Below are 13,907 nucleotides of genomic sequence, written 5' to 3'. Positions count from 1 at the left end.
TGCAGCAAAAAAACGCTAATTCTTTGTTTTTATGAAAAAACTTCTAACTCAAGATGCAATTTTACTTAATTCGTTCATTTTCATTGAATTACAATAAAAAACAGTAAATAATATTGACCCGTTTACACGGGGCTTTTTTCTTTCGGAGGCACAATGCTTTACCGTCTAGCCAGAACTGGCTTTTTCCAACTTGATGCCGAAAAGGCACATGATCTTGCAATCAAGAACTTCCAACGCTTTAACGGCACACCACTCGATCTTTTCTATCGTCAACAATTACCTAACCGTCCAGTAGAATGCATGGGGTTAACATTCCGTAACCCAGTGGGTCTTGCTGCTGGTTTGGATAAAAACGGGGAATGTATTGAAGCATTCGATGCGATGGGATTTGGCTTTGTTGAAGTTGGCACAGTGACTCCTCGTCCTCAGCCAGGTAATGACAAACCGCGTTTGTTCCGTTTGGTTGAAGCAGAAGGCATCATCAACCGAATGGGCTTTAACAACTTAGGTGTGGATCATCTGGTTGAGAATGTGAAAAAAGCAAAGTTCAACTGTGTTCTTGGTATCAACATTGGTAAAAACAAAGATACACCAATCGAGAACGGGGCAGAGGACTACTTGATTTGTATGGAGAAAGTGTACGAATATGCTGGTTACATCGCTGTAAACATTTCTTCTCCAAACACTCCGGGACTTCGCTCTCTACAATACGGTGAAGCACTCGACGAGTTACTATCAGAGCTTAAAGCGAAACAATCAGAGCTTGCAGAAAAACACGGCAAGTACGTTCCACTAGCACTTAAGATTGCCCCTGATTTGAGCGATGATGAAATCACTCAGATTTGTGAATCACTACTGAAAAACAATATCGATGGTGTTATTGCAACAAACACTACACTGGATCGAACAGTAGTTGAAGGTATGAAACACGCAAATGAAGCGGGTGGTTTAAGCGGTCGTCCGGTGCAATCTCGTTCAACAGAAGTTGTTCGCAAATTGCACGAAGCATTGGGTGACAAACTTCCTATCATCGGTGTTGGCGGCATTGACTCTTATGTTGCTGCAAAAGAGAAAATGATGGCAGGCGCTCAACTCGTACAAGTTTACACTGGCTTTATCTACCATGGTCCTGGCCTAGTACGCGATATTGTTAAAAATCTGTAGCACTCATCAAATAAATCGCTGAGAATTCAACGCTTATTTCAGAAAAAAGAGGAACTCGTTTCCTCTTTTTTTTTGTCCGTTCGTTTGTAAAATTTAGAAAATCATGAGTAGGTAATTAAGCGTCTTACCTCTTTACCATTGATTCACTAGTCAAGAGAGAACGGAATAATGCTTAAACCCAGCGACAAATGGAATTGGTATTTTGACGAGCACAAAGCTTGCTTAATGCTGGATCTGGGGGAGGAAATGATTTTCCAAACCAATCTATCCCGTAAGCTGTTGGTCAACTGTGCCTTCTCAAAAAACGAATTTACAGTCGACGATGCTAGTGCGTTTCAAACGTTTAATGAACGCATTCGCTGTCTCGATATCAATGAGTACCGTCAGGCCGAGCTAACACTTTACTGTGTAGCTGCGAAACGCTTCCATAAACCAGTCCAGCCTAAGAGTTGGTTCTTCGATGCTCAATCAACAGGGCACGAACCAGAAGAAGGGGACATGGTATTTCTATCTAACCGCTATTCTGAAGGCGTTTTCATCGTTTTAGAACCTGGCGAAGCTTCAAGCTTATGCGCGTACGTCGGTCAAGAAGAGTTCATTCTTGATGGCCATAAAACGCTGCAGTTTGGACAACCAATAAAAGTTATGCACGACAGAATGGTTTGTGCGAATCATTTATTTGTCATGGCTCCAATGGCTATGGTGGGTTAAACATCTTTAAGTTTTCTTTATTTCGTTCCTTTGTTTGCCTTAATCGACCGCCTCAGGTCGATTTTTTTTATCCTTCTCCTTTCAAATACCTTTATTAATCGGCTGAAATCACTGCGTTGTTAAGCACATAACTATGAAGCTGGTCACTTTTATTCCACTTTTTTAATCTTAGCGATCACTAATATTAGGCAACTTATCGCCTAACATTCCCCCATTTCTTCCCCAATACATGCAATTGGTAAGTAAATTACAACATAATTTTACTATTGGTATATACCAATTTTAATGTAAATAAGTATTCACTTCTTCTTTAAAGTAAGGTTTTCGGTTAGCTAAAAGAATGGGAAAAGAAATGCTCAGCTCGAAATGTAGGAAGTTTCAGATCAAGTGATTGGTGATTGTTTGCTCTGGTGAAACTAAAAACGCCTTTAAAAACGAGGCATTGATCGTAAAGTCAGGTATAATTAAGGCCATTTTTTATTAACGAAAGAACACTATGAATCAATATCTCGCGGTAACTTCAAACGGCATGGAAAACCTGCTTGTTGAAGAACTGACTAAACTAGGCATTGAAAACGCGAAACCAGTACAGGCGGGCGTAAAATTTAAAGCCACGAATGAGCAAATCTATCGTTGTTGTTTGTGGAGCCGCTTGGCATCACGATTTGTACGTGTTTTATCTGAATTCACCTGTAACGACGACATGGATCTATACCTATCTACTTCGTCAATTAACTGGGTGAATCAATTCCACAGTTCTAAGCGTTTCGTTGTGGACTTTAACGGTACCAACCGCGAGATCCGCAACAGTCAGTACGGCGCGATGAAAGTAAAAGATGGCATCGTTGATTGCTTTGAGAAGAAAGGCTTACCTCGACCAAACATCAGCAAAGAACGTCCTGATATTCGCGTTCATGTTCGCCTTCACAAAGATAAAGCTATCTTAGGTGTTGATATGGTAGGCAGTGGCCTTCATCAACGTGGCTACCGTCCGGAATCTGGCCGTGCACCACTTCGTGAAACATTAGCAGCAGCAATCATTATGCGTTGTGGTTGGGACGGTCATCAGCCACTTCTCGATCCAATGTGTGGTTCTGGTACGTTACTGATTGAAGCGGCAATGATGGCTGCAAATATGGCTCCTGGTGTAAAACGAAAGCAATGGTGCTTTGAATCACTTGAAGACTTTGAGCCAGATACATGGGCTGAAATCAAATCAGAAGCAAACGTTCAGGCTAGACGCGGCGTCAAGAAAGTTGACGCTAAGTTTTTTGGCTTCGATAACGACCCTAAAGTGCTCAAAGTTGCACAAGAGAACGCTCGCAGAGCAGGGGTTGAGGAACTGATTGAGTTTGCTCAAGGCGATGCGGCAACTATTACGCGACCTGCAGGTTTTGAAAATGGTGTGATTGTATCTAACCCACCTTACGGCGAACGTTTGGGTACAGAGCCAGGTCTGATTGCGCTTTACACCGCGTTTGGTGGCCAATTGAAAGCAGAATTCGGTGGCTGCAAAGCGTCTATTTTCTCTAGTTCAGATGAGTTGCTGAGCTGTCTTCGCATGCGTGCAGATAAGCAATTCAAATTAAACAATGGTGCGTTACCGTGTCACCAAAAAAACTACAGCATCGCAGAACGTAGTGCCGATGAAGTAAAAGGTGCAGATACCAATACTCAAATCGCTCCTGATTTTTCAAACCGTTTGAAGAAAAACATTGGCAAAATTGGCAAATGGGCTCGTAAAGAGAAATTAGATTGCTACCGCATCTATGACGCAGATCTTCCTGAATATAACGTAGCGATTGACGTATATGGCGATCAAATCGTGATTCAAGAATACGCAGCACCTAAAAATATCCCTGAAGAGAAAGCGAAACGCCGTTTGACGGATATCATTCGTGCAACGATTCAAGTGACTGGTGTAGAAGCGAACAAAGTTGTCCTTAAAGTTCGTGAAAAGCAGAAAGGTCGCAGCCAATATCAAAAGTTGGGTCAGGTATCTGAAACGTTAGAGGTGAACGAGTACGGCGTGAAGCTGATCGTGAATTTGCACGACTATCTTGATACGGGACTATTCCTAGATCATAAGATCACACGTCGTCGCTTAGGCGAAATGGCTCAAGGCAAAGATTTCTTAAACCTATTTGCTTACACAGGTAGTGCAACAGTACACGCGGCAGTTGGCGGAGCTCGTTCAACAACGACAGTAGACATGTCAAACACTTACCTGAACTGGGCAAAAGACAATATGCAGTTGAATGGTTGTATTGGACGCCAACATCGCTTTGAGCAAGCCGATTGTCTGCAGTGGCTTGAAAATGCAAAAGGCGAATACGACCTTATCTTTATTGATCCACCGACGTTTTCAAACTCAAAACGTATGGAAACGTCATTCGACGTGCAACGTGACCATATCAAGCTAATGACGAACTTGAAACGTTTGTTACGAGCAGGCGGTACGATTGTGTTCTCGAACAATAAACGTCACTTTAAGATGGATGAAGAAGGGTTGGCTGAGCTAGGACTAAAAGCTCAGAATATTTCATCGCAAACTTTGCCTTTGGATTTTTCTCGAAACAAACACATCCATAACTGCTGGCTAGTGACACACGCAGAGTAAAGAAACGATTGAGTATAAGGACGTATAGGTGCTGACATTGTATAGCACAGAGGGGTGCCATCTTTGTGAGATGGCATTTGCTCTAGTAAGCCAGGTCGGCCTGGCGGAACAAACAGATATTATCGATATCGCATTCGATGATGAACTGTTTTCTCGTTACGGCGTAACGATTCCCGTATTAAAATATCAAGATTCTGAGTTGAACTGGCCGTTCGATTTAGATGAACTCAAAAATTGGTTGGAAAATAATGGCATTACTTACCATTCATAACGCGCAACTTGCTTTCGGTGATCATCCGCTATTAGACCGCGCAGAGTTTGCTTTGCAGGAAAATGAGCGTGTTTGTTTAGTAGGGAGAAACGGTGCCGGTAAGTCAACGTTGATGAAAGTACTTGCTGGCGACATCTTACTGGACGACGGCAAAATTCAAATAACACAAGACGTTGTTGTTTCTCGTTTGGAGCAAGATCCACCGCGTAACCAAGAAGGTACTGTTTATGAGTATGTCTCTGGTGGCTTAGCGGAAATTGGCGAACAGCTTAAGATCTACCATGATCTTCTTGATCTTGTTGCGCAAGACCCAAGCGAAAAGAACATCAACCGCTTAGCAAAAACTCAAGAACAATTGGATCATTCAAATGCGTGGCGTTTTGATGACCGAGTTAAAAACGTACTTAGTGCCCTAAAGTTAAGTCCAGACACATTACTTCGTGACTTATCTGGCGGCTGGCAACGCAAGGCGGCATTAGCTCGAGCTTTAGTTTGTGACCCTGATGTATTACTACTTGACGAACCAACCAACCATTTGGACGTCACAACCATCGAATGGCTAGAGAACTTCCTGAAAGATTTCAAAGGTTCAATTATCTTCATTTCCCACGACCGCGCATTCATTAAATCTATGGCGACACGTATTGTCGACTTAGACCGCGGGCAACTTTCCTCTTTCCCTGGTGATTACGACAATTACTTGCTTGAGAAAGAAGAGATGCTTCGTGTTGAAGAGATGCAAAACGCTGAGTTCGACAAGAAACTGGCTCAAGAAGAAGTGTGGATTCGACAAGGTATTAAAGCGCGTCGTACTCGTAATGAAGGACGAGTGCGCGCACTTAAGAAACTTCGTGAAGAGCGTCGCGACCGCAGAGAAGTGCAGGGTAAAGTTAATCTCAATATCGATGATGCATCACGCTCAGGCAAAATCGTCTTTGAAGCAGAGAATATGTCTTTTGCTTACGACGGTAAGCAAATTGTTGATAACTTCAGCTTCAACATCATGCGCGGCGATCGTATTGCCCTTATTGGTCCAAATGGTTGTGGTAAAAGTACCGTACTGAAGTTATTGCTTGGGCAACTAGAAGCTCAATCGGGTCGCTTACATTGTGGTACCAAGCTTGAAGTCGCTTACTTCGATCAATACCGTGAGATCCTCGATCCTGAGAAAACTGTTATCGACAACTTAGCGGACGGTAAGCAGGAAGTAATGGTAGGTGGTCGTCAGCGTCACGCTTTAAGCTATCTTCAAGATTTTCTGTTTGCACCAAAGCGTGCCCGCACTCCAGTTAAAGCCTTATCTGGCGGTGAAAAAAACCGATTGTTGCTCGCTCGTATCTTACTGAAACCTAATAACTTACTTATTCTTGATGAGCCAACCAACGATTTGGATATAGAAACGTTGGAACTTTTAGAAGAAATGCTTGCCAATTATCAGGGTACGTTACTGTTAGTAAGTCACGACCGTGAGTTTGTTGATAATACAGTAACGACTAGCTGGATTTTTGAAGGTGACGGTGTAATCGAAGAGTTCGTGGGTGGTTATCACGATGCGAAGCAGCAACGTGATCAAGCACTTGCAGTTCGTTTTTCGACGGAAAAACCAGCGAAAAAAGAGAAAGTGGTTGAGGAAACTCCCAAAACAACTCAACCTAAGAACAACTCTAAGAAGTTATCGTATAAGCTGCAAAGAGAATTAGAAGCTCTTCCAGCTAAGCTAGAACAGTTAGAATCGGATATTGAAACTCTGCAAGAACAAGTGAATGACCCTGAGTTTTTCGCTAAGCCAGTCGAGCAGACTCAACCGGTATTGGAACAACTTGCTGCTTTAGAGCAGGAGTTAGAAATCGCATTCGAGAGATGGGAAGAACTCGAAGCAATGCAACAGGATAGTTAAGAATTCAATGAATTGTAGTAAGAAATTCAAGTTAACCGCTGTCGCTTTGATGGTGGGTACCGCAATGAACGCAAACGCAGCATTGTATCAAGTGGTTGAGGTTTCACCTCAGGATCATGGCTCAAATGGTGACTACCAAACGGCCTACGGGGTTGCAATTCAACAGGGTGATGTAATCGATGCGTCAACAGACTCTCCATTTGCCCTAGGTTGCTTTGATGCGACGGCAAACTGCACTCCAGAGCAATTTAAGCTTGCTATTGAAACTCGTACGACACCAATATCTGCAAGCCAAGAAGTTGATGGTAATAGCTACCGCGAAGAAATCCCTTTTGCGATGGATGCTGGTTTTTACTACCTTGATGAAGTTGGAGATTTCGAACGTTATTGCAAAAATGAAAAACGTTACTCAACGTGTGATTCATGGGCTGCTGTTAACTGGTCTCCTTGGGGTAAAGAACGCTACAGTAAAGACTACACGTCCAATGCCCTTGCGTTTGTAGAGAACAGCGCTGACGCTTACAAAAATGAATATAACAATGTCATAAACAGTTTAACTGAGTCAGGTCAGGCTGTAGGTAACCAAAGTATCGTAAGCGCATCTGATTCAGCGACGTTAGAAACTCGTAACACAGTTGTAGCACCGACTTTGCCAAATATTGTGCCTAGCTCTGAAACTGCTGAAGTTGTTGAATCTAGAGCATGGAAAACGGATGGAACATTTACCGTTGGTAGTATTTCAGAAAAGGCTTCTAATACTAATGGGGCTCACCATACGTCTAAGGCAGCAATCTGGGACAAAAGCGGTTTGATATCTCAAGTTCCTTGGCCGAGTACCAATTGGAAAGATGGGGAACGTTTGGCTCAAGGAAGCATGCGAGATTTTGTTGTCGATGGAACCACCATTTATGGTGTGGGATACAATACTTACTCAAAAAATGATAACTATCTAAACGCGACAGTGTTTGTTGGAACTTTGGAGTCAGAAAGTTCTTTAAGCAATATTAGTACCTGGCAAAACAAGGTAGTGGTAGGGGCGCGGCAACGAGAAGGAGATGACACTGTTCATTCGAACTCTCGTTTGACAAATGTAAACAAAAATTTCGTTGCTATTGGTGAGGCCAAACGTTCAGGTGCGTACCCTATGCCGACCGGCTCCACTCCAAATCGTTTGTTTATTGTTGATGATGTTCGCTCTGCATCTCTGAGTGCTATTTACCCAACGACGGGCATCTTCTTCAACGGTGCGGGCGGTAAAATGGGTGGTATCAACGCTTACAACGAAATTGTGGGTCAGTTAGATGCGGAATCTACCCGTGAAGATGATGGCAAACCTCGTCGTAAGCGTGGTTTCATTTATCCATACATCCAAGATGATGCAAACAATGTGAGAGCTGAAACACTGTTTGATGGTAAAGCGTGGTTCCTAGATACATTGACAAACGGTGGCGAATATTCAGAGGCAAATAACGCATTCCGTATTATTGATGCAACAGATATTAATGATGCAGGTGTAATATCGGCTACTGCTATGAAATGTGCAGGCGGGTATAACTCTACAGCGCATAACGCTTCTTGTAATGGTACTGAAGAAATTGTTGCAGTGAAATTAATGCCAATTCCTAACCAAACGAAAGAAGATATCGTAGCGCGAAGCGTGGAATCAGACAGCGCTGAACGTCAAGGCGCAGGCCTTGGTTGGTTAGCTTTGACCATGCTTGGTTTGTTTGGGTTCCGTAGAAAATAGTCAGTAATTTTTAATTCAAGCAGAGGCTCACAGAATTGAGTCTCTGCTTTTTTTATGCCTTGAGAAATCGCGCAATTTGATCGATTCTTATAAGTGGAGTCATAAAAACTCCACCAAAGTTTCACAATAACAGCTGTACGTTAGTAAATGGACCTGTATGAGGAATTAACTATGAAGAGACAAAAGCGTGATCGCCTAGAACGAGCTCAATCTCAAGGCTATAAAGCTGGGTTGAATGGAAGGTCTCAAGAGGCTTGCCCGTATCAACAAGTAGACGCTCGGTCGTATTGGTTAGGTGGTTGGCGTGATGCCAGAGATGAAAAACAATCTGGTCTCTATAAATAACTCTCCACATACAACAGAAGGATTCGAAAGGGCTCGTAGAGAGCCTTTTCTCGTAATGACTAAGCATAAAAAAGCCCCAGATAGAGGCCTTAAAAATTTATAGAGAAGGGTAACTAGAAGCTCGAAGTATCTTGGAACAAGCCAACTTTAAGATCCTTCGCAACATAAATTTCTTTGCCGTCAACACATACGCGGCCGTCTGCTAGACCCATCACTAGTTTACGGTTCACAACGCGCTTCATATGAATTTCGTACGTTACTTTCTTAGCAGTTGGCAGAATTTGGCCAGTAAACTTCACTTCACCAACGCCAAGAGCTCGACCTTTGCCTTTGCCGCCGACCCAACCTAAGAAGAAGCCCACTAGCTGCCACATGGCATCTAGACCAAGACAGCCTGGCATTACTGGGTCACCAGGGAAGTGACAATCGAAGAACCAAAGATCTGGAGTAATATCCAACTCTGCAAGAATTAAACCTTTACCAAAATCACCTTCTGTTTCAGACATTTTAGTAACTCGGTCCATCATTAGCATGTTTGGTGCAGGAAGTTGTGGGTAACCCGGACCAAAAAGCTCACCTTGGCTAGAAGCAAGAAGATCATCACGGTTGTAAGAATCACGTTTGTTTTGCATTATCAATTACTCCAATTTTTGACAGATGCATGTTAGTGAACACGTGTACGCTAAACAACTCCGATCAGTACTAGACAAACCAGTTTTTGATGCGCTGCACAATTCCTTCTGGATGCTCATGTCTTTCAAAATTTTCAATACGTTCGGCGATCTTGCCGATGACGCTATCATCTTCGCCTCTGAATGATTTGCCCATTAGAATAGGTATTGCTTCATCAACGGTAGAAACCGACCAAATATGGAACTCACCATTCTTAATGCTTTCTATGACATCTTTATGTAAAGCAAGGTGCTTCAAGTTCGATTTAGGCATAATAACGCCTTGATGACCAGTGAAGCCTTGGTGTTTACAAACTTGATAGAAACCTTCGATCTTCTCATTTAAACCGCCTACCGCTTGTACTCGGCCAAATTGGTCCACCGCGCCAGTCACCGCGATTTGTTGATTAACCGGGGATTCAGACAGTGCACTTACCAAACAACATAACTCTGCCAATGAAGCACTATCACCATCCACTTCACTATAGGACTGCTCGAAAACAATAGACGCAGAGTAAGGCAGTGGCTCATCCAAATTCAAAGCAGAGCTTAGAAATGCTTGCATGATCATCATGCCTTTCGCATGAAGATTTCCTCCAAGTTCAGCTTTGCGCTCAACATCGGAAATGTCACCATCTCCAAAGTGAATAACACATGAAATTCGCGCTGGCTCGCCATAAGAGACAGGATGCCCAGCCATATCAATAACCGTGAGTCCGTTAATTTGGCCGACTTGTTCACCAGTAGTCTCAATGATGACCTGACCATCAAGAATGTCATAAACTGCACGTTGAGGAAGGTAAGACTCTCGATAATATTTATCGTCGATGGCTTTATCTATCGCCACATAATCAATGATATTTTGATCGCTAAACTGAGCAGCTAGGCTAAGTAGTTGGCAATGCCACATCACACCTAAAGGCAAATAATGTTGGTCCTCAGTTAAACGCATGCCTGCTAATAGTAACCGTTGAAAAGCACCTTCATCCAACGATGGGAAACCGTACTCCGAACAAATCCAATTCACCAAACCCACATACAACTCTAAGTTACTTGCAGATAAGTGGATATCTTCTTCAACTTCGGTATACATCGTTAGGCCGGTTGAAAAATCTTCGTCAACATACTCAAGGTCGGCCAATTGATTACGATCGCCAGTAACAATAATCTTAACGTCAAATTCTTTTTCATCGGCCGTTAAAATAGGTAGTCGAGTAGGGCTTACATTCAAGGGTTTTACTGGCTTCCCTTGAATGGCAGACTTAATGCTCGGCCAATATCCGGGATTCGCCAAAATGAGGTTCGCTGGTAAAATCAAATACCCGCCGTTAGCCTTGGAAAGTAATCCAGCTTCAACTACAACATCGCCTTTTAAATCGACACTGTAGCGATCAAACAAGAGCTTTGCGTCCAAAGACTCTGTCATTATTGCAGGCTCCGAATCATCAGTGACCACGTCACAAATAAACTTACGATAAACCGTATTATCTGCACAGTTTATTACCAAAAATCGAGTCAAGCCTTTGATTTTCTTGAATCGTTCAACAGTAGCGAGGAGTCTTGGTTGAAGTTCTACGAACTTCTTCTTAGGTAGAGAGGAGGCAGATTTTAAAATGTCTTCGTATTGTTCGAGCGAAGGAGTCACGTCTTTCCAATTAAGTTGATTCATTTAATTTCATCATTATTCAATATTGCGGTCATTATAACGAAAGGGCTCTGAACTCCCTAGTGCCAATTGGTGTAGTTGTAAATGTAAATAACTCGTTGAGTATCATTTGGACAAATGAGTGATCAACATCGATACTTCAAAGAGTTTTCATTGATGAATAACTATAACTGGGTTACGCTGTCACCAGGTTAGCTTTATGAGTCAGAAAGAATGAAATATCAGCAACTTGAAAATTTAGAGTGTGGATGGAAGTGGAAGTATCTAATCAAAAAATGGAAAGATGGTGAAGCGATTACCAGACATATTGATACAAGTGAAGCTGATGCAGCTATCGCCGAGTTACGACGCATAGAGCACGAACCTACATTAGTGCTAGCTTGGATTGAAAAACACATGTCTGAAGAGCTAGAGAACAAACTCAAGCAGGCAATTCGCGCAAAACGAAAGCGCCACTTCAACGCAGAACAAGTTCACACCAAAAAGAAATCGATCGATCTTGATTACCGTGTTTGGGAAAAATTATCTAATCGAGCTAATGAACTGGGGTGTACGCTGTCTGATGCCATTGAATATCTACTTTCAGAAGCCTCAAGAAGTGAAAAAGCAAGCCAGAAAGTTACGTCCATCAAAGAAGACTTGAGTAAGCTACTATCCAGCTAAGGAGTGTTAGATGCTATATGTGATATTAATTGCTGCAATCGTCATATTCTGGTTGATCGCCGTGGATAGACCCGTGTTAAAAGTGAGTTTTGATGACGGCCACTTGAGTAAGGTAAAAGGGCATATACCTCCATCTTTTAAACATAACTTACAAGATATTGGCGAGCATGACCCATTTACTGGTGAACTCAAAGTGTACAACCAACGCTCCGGAATGAGGCTGGTCTTTTCAAAAGACGTACCAAAGAAAGTTCAACAACGAATTCGAAATGTTTTTCCTCATCAAGGTTTCAAAGCCAATAAAGGCAAGAAACAAGCTTAGCCGACATATCAATTACTTATCTACGTTAAACGGGACGCAAAATTGTGTCCCGTTTTAGCATTTGACGCATAAAAAATTACAATCAGTCCATTTATCAAAAATGGATTTACGAATGCGATACGTTGTCACTTTATTTTTATTATTGTTACCCACAGCGTCAACATTGGCCGATGATTCAGAAACAAATCCAGTGGCTAAGAAAATTAAATCGACGCTACAAAAGAAAGTCGATAAGCAGTTCGACCAATATGATGGTTATTGCGATTTAATGATTGAAATGGAACATAAAGGAAAAGTAGCAATAGTAAAACGAGTTACTGGAAGCGGAGATACAAAAGTTTGCCGTTTTGCTCGTTCAAACTTAAAAACCGGTAAGCGATATCGTTACAAACATCCTGAAAAATATATCCGCATACATATAACAACTGGTTCGTGAACCTTCAGTTTAAAGTAAGCAAGACCGAGTTACCGCAAATCAATTGGTTTCTATAATCCGTAACCCTGCGAACTGGTTCGAAACGTCATTAATGACGATTTACACAACGAGTAGGGAGCCTATACTTTTGGCGGATCGATTGACCTCGACAGGCTTCAAATGAAAGCCACCAAAGCAGAAGCCTAAAAAAGCCGAACCCTTAGCGATGGGGTTCGGCTTTTTTGTGTGGCAATGGTGTGCGAAAAATTTGGGCGGAGTGGATATGTACAATAAATCATACTAATGTGGAGCTTCCTAGACATTTCAATTATTGGAGAACCACAAATGAGAGACAAACAACACTACCTCGCAAAAAGACAAATTTATAAAGTTGATACGGATTTGGCATTTTCATTAGATGTATTCGGGGATTTCCTAGCAGAACGAGAAGGTTATAAATCACTAGATGGCATGGATGCCGTTTATTTCTATCTTGTCCATAAATTCCATTGGCTTCCTTCGGTAGTTAAAAGTATGACAGTTGATGACCTACGTTTTGTTCTATCAGAAGAAATGCATGGCTGGGTGATGCCTAAGGATGCTGCAGAAGTGTGCGCGAACTGAAAGTGAACATAAAAGCCCTCTATTTTTGAGGGTTTTTATGTATGCAAAAGGACAAACTGTATTGCTGGTAACGCATTGAATATTTATACTTTTTAAAAAAGAATATGGGAGATTCGATGAAACTTTTTACCACAAGTAGCATACAACTAAGGGATTTTTTTCATGGTGGTAGGCTGCTGATATCTAACAAGCAAGGTTTCCTTTTTTATCAGCAACTTAGGAGTGAATATCCGAAATTGGACAACCATCAGCTATTTGAAATTCTTAATGAGGTGGCAGATGAAGAAAATCTCGAAGATTGTGCAAATCTATTGCAAGCGCATATATTGCAAACAGCCGAGTTGGAGCAAAACAAGTGTTAGACGTAAGAGATTTGTTAGAGTTTATTGGTGAGGACATCAAGACTTGTCGTCCAGTTTATCAGCTACGCAATCCCAAAGAGCCACACACATTGCAGAAAATGAAGGCTGCGGGTTATGTGGAGCGAAAGATAAAAACAACCGAAGGTAGAGAGGTAAAAGCGTGGATAACCGCAAACTAGCAATTAGTTTACTGAATGACTTAGGTTTTGAACATAAAATAATTGTGGGTCCGATAATTCCACCACTAGGTGACATTTATCATTACTGGGCATCTGCTAAAACTCAAAAAGTTATACCTAGCAAAGAAATTATAGAGCCGAAGACATTTAAAGAGTGTTATGGTCGCACTAAAAAAGAGGCTGAAGATAGGCAGTACGCAAAAATTCTAGAGTGGGCAAAATCTCAAAAAGGCGGAGTATAATCCGCCTA

16 protein-coding genes are annotated in these 13,907 nt (G+C 42.0%); 14 read left to right on the top strand and 2 right to left on the bottom strand.

Annotated features, from left to right (window positions below; genetic code table 11):
- Positions 1-153: 153 nt before the first annotated feature.
- The 7 genes from pyrD to rmf all read left to right on the top strand — a co-directional run bounded on the left by pyrD (position 154) and on the right by rmf (position 8,755).
- Positions 154-1,164 (top strand): quinone-dependent dihydroorotate dehydrogenase, encoded by a 1,011-nt coding sequence (gene pyrD, locus ACF8CV_RS13635; protein WP_005458264.1) that lies wholly within the window; start codon positions 154-156, stop codon positions 1,162-1,164.
- A 168-nt stretch (positions 1,165-1,332) separates the two neighbouring features.
- Positions 1,333-1,875: a cell division protein ZapC gene (locus ACF8CV_RS13630; RefSeq protein ID WP_005494967.1), complete on the top strand. Its 543-nt coding sequence runs from the start codon at positions 1,333-1,335 to the stop codon at positions 1,873-1,875.
- A gap of 496 nt (positions 1,876-2,371) precedes the next feature.
- Positions 2,372-4,495 carry a bifunctional 23S rRNA (guanine(2069)-N(7))-methyltransferase RlmK/23S rRNA (guanine(2445)-N(2))-methyltransferase RlmL gene (rlmKL, locus tag ACF8CV_RS13625; RefSeq protein ID WP_005494968.1) on the top strand — a complete coding sequence of 708 codons (2,124 nt, stop codon included), beginning with the start codon at positions 2,372-2,374 and terminating at the stop codon, positions 4,493-4,495.
- Between the two features lie 28 nt (positions 4,496-4,523).
- Positions 4,524-4,766, top strand: a complete 243-nt coding sequence (locus ACF8CV_RS13620) for a glutaredoxin family protein (protein ID WP_011105882.1) — start codon at positions 4,524-4,526, stop codon at positions 4,764-4,766.
- Complete coding sequence (locus tag ACF8CV_RS13615) at positions 4,744-6,663, top strand: ABC transporter ATP-binding protein (protein ID WP_023585875.1); 1,920 nt, start codon at positions 4,744-4,746, stop codon at positions 6,661-6,663. The genes ACF8CV_RS13620 and ACF8CV_RS13615 overlap by 23 nt, the downstream gene beginning before the upstream one ends.
- Before the next feature lie 7 nt (positions 6,664-6,670).
- The gene (locus tag ACF8CV_RS13610; protein ID WP_023585874.1) at positions 6,671-8,410 is read left to right on the top strand and encodes a DUF3466 family protein; all 1,740 of its coding nucleotides are present in this window, start codon (positions 6,671-6,673) and stop codon (positions 8,408-8,410) included.
- A gap of 171 nt (positions 8,411-8,581) precedes the next feature.
- Positions 8,582-8,755 carry a ribosome modulation factor gene (rmf, locus tag ACF8CV_RS13605; protein ID WP_005494976.1) on the top strand — a complete coding sequence of 58 codons (174 nt, stop codon included), beginning with the start codon at positions 8,582-8,584 and terminating at the stop codon, positions 8,753-8,755.
- A 113-nt stretch (positions 8,756-8,868) separates the two neighbouring features.
- Here rmf and fabA read toward each other — a convergent pair whose 3' ends face one another.
- Both fabA and ACF8CV_RS13595 read right to left on the bottom strand, forming a co-directional pair.
- On the bottom strand, positions 8,869-9,387 hold the full coding sequence (gene fabA, locus ACF8CV_RS13600; protein WP_005390081.1) for a bifunctional 3-hydroxydecanoyl-ACP dehydratase/trans-2-decenoyl-ACP isomerase: 519 nt from the start codon (positions 9,385-9,387) through the stop codon (positions 8,869-8,871).
- A gap of 70 nt (positions 9,388-9,457) precedes the next feature.
- A complete protein-coding gene (locus ACF8CV_RS13595; RefSeq protein WP_138938684.1) occupies positions 9,458-11,095 on the bottom strand; it encodes a Lon protease family protein in 1,638 nt (545 codons plus the stop codon).
- 210 nt (positions 11,096-11,305) lie between these two features.
- Between ACF8CV_RS13595 and matP the strand changes: the two genes are divergently transcribed.
- From matP to ACF8CV_RS13560, 7 genes are all read left to right on the top strand, one after another.
- Positions 11,306-11,755: a macrodomain Ter protein MatP gene (gene matP, locus ACF8CV_RS13590; protein ID WP_005457449.1), complete on the top strand. Its 450-nt coding sequence runs from the start codon at positions 11,306-11,308 to the stop codon at positions 11,753-11,755.
- A 10-nt stretch (positions 11,756-11,765) separates the two neighbouring features.
- Positions 11,766-12,077, top strand: a complete 312-nt coding sequence (locus tag ACF8CV_RS13585; protein ID WP_005494983.1) for a DUF3634 family protein — start codon at positions 11,766-11,768, stop codon at positions 12,075-12,077.
- 112 nt (positions 12,078-12,189) lie between these two features.
- The gene (locus ACF8CV_RS13580) at positions 12,190-12,513 is read left to right on the top strand and encodes a hypothetical protein (protein WP_015296753.1); all 324 of its coding nucleotides are present in this window, start codon (positions 12,190-12,192) and stop codon (positions 12,511-12,513) included.
- A gap of 324 nt (positions 12,514-12,837) precedes the next feature.
- Complete coding sequence (locus tag ACF8CV_RS13575) at positions 12,838-13,116, top strand: hypothetical protein (RefSeq protein WP_138938685.1); 279 nt, start codon at positions 12,838-12,840, stop codon at positions 13,114-13,116.
- Positions 13,117-13,232: 116 nt separating this feature from the next.
- Complete coding sequence (locus ACF8CV_RS13570) at positions 13,233-13,478, top strand: hypothetical protein (protein ID WP_025625198.1); 246 nt, start codon at positions 13,233-13,235, stop codon at positions 13,476-13,478.
- A complete protein-coding gene (locus tag ACF8CV_RS13565; protein ID WP_025625197.1) occupies positions 13,472-13,657 on the top strand; it encodes a hypothetical protein in 186 nt (61 codons plus the stop codon). Before ACF8CV_RS13570 ends, ACF8CV_RS13565 begins: the two co-directional genes overlap by 7 nt.
- Positions 13,639-13,899: a hypothetical protein gene (locus ACF8CV_RS13560; RefSeq protein WP_025625196.1), complete on the top strand. Its 261-nt coding sequence runs from the start codon at positions 13,639-13,641 to the stop codon at positions 13,897-13,899. The genes ACF8CV_RS13565 and ACF8CV_RS13560 overlap by 19 nt, the downstream gene beginning before the upstream one ends.
- Positions 13,900-13,907: the final 8 nt, after the last annotated feature.

It is taken from the genome of Vibrio sp. zbq_1 (assembly GCF_043102935.1).
Taxonomy (GTDB): domain Bacteria; phylum Pseudomonadota; class Gammaproteobacteria; order Enterobacterales; family Vibrionaceae; genus Vibrio; species Vibrio parahaemolyticus.
Note: the sequence above shows the minus strand (reverse complement) of the source record. Positions and strands in the feature narration are given on the sequence as shown.

Bases quoted from the DNA above. Each gene is read 5' to 3' on its own strand.
- pyrD (WP_005458264.1), top strand. From the start codon at position 154: ATGCTTTACCGTCTAGCCAGAACTGGCTTTTTCCAACTTGATGCCGAA.
- ACF8CV_RS13630 (WP_005494967.1), top strand. From the start codon at position 1,333: ATGCTTAAACCCAGCGACAAATGGAATTGGTATTTTGACGAGCACAAA.
- rlmKL (WP_005494968.1), top strand. From the start codon at position 2,372: ATGAATCAATATCTCGCGGTAACTTCAAACGGCATGGAAAACCTGCTT.
- ACF8CV_RS13615 (WP_023585875.1), top strand. From the start codon at position 4,744: ATGGCATTACTTACCATTCATAACGCGCAACTTGCTTTCGGTGATCAT.
- ACF8CV_RS13610 (WP_023585874.1), top strand. From the start codon at position 6,671: ATGAATTGTAGTAAGAAATTCAAGTTAACCGCTGTCGCTTTGATGGTG.
- rmf (WP_005494976.1), top strand. From the start codon at position 8,582: ATGAAGAGACAAAAGCGTGATCGCCTAGAACGAGCTCAATCTCAAGGC.
- fabA (WP_005390081.1), bottom strand. From the start codon at position 9,387: ATGCAAAACAAACGTGATTCTTACAACCGTGATGATCTTCTTGCTTCT.
- ACF8CV_RS13595 (WP_138938684.1), bottom strand. From the start codon at position 11,095: ATGAATCAACTTAATTGGAAAGACGTGACTCCTTCGCTCGAACAATAC.
- matP (WP_005457449.1), top strand. From the start codon at position 11,306: ATGAAATATCAGCAACTTGAAAATTTAGAGTGTGGATGGAAGTGGAAG.
- ACF8CV_RS13585 (WP_005494983.1), top strand. From the start codon at position 11,766: ATGCTATATGTGATATTAATTGCTGCAATCGTCATATTCTGGTTGATC.
- ACF8CV_RS13580 (WP_015296753.1), top strand. From the start codon at position 12,190: ATGCGATACGTTGTCACTTTATTTTTATTATTGTTACCCACAGCGTCA.
- ACF8CV_RS13575 (WP_138938685.1), top strand. From the start codon at position 12,838: ATGAGAGACAAACAACACTACCTCGCAAAAAGACAAATTTATAAAGTT.
- ACF8CV_RS13570 (WP_025625198.1), top strand. From the start codon at position 13,233: ATGAAACTTTTTACCACAAGTAGCATACAACTAAGGGATTTTTTTCAT.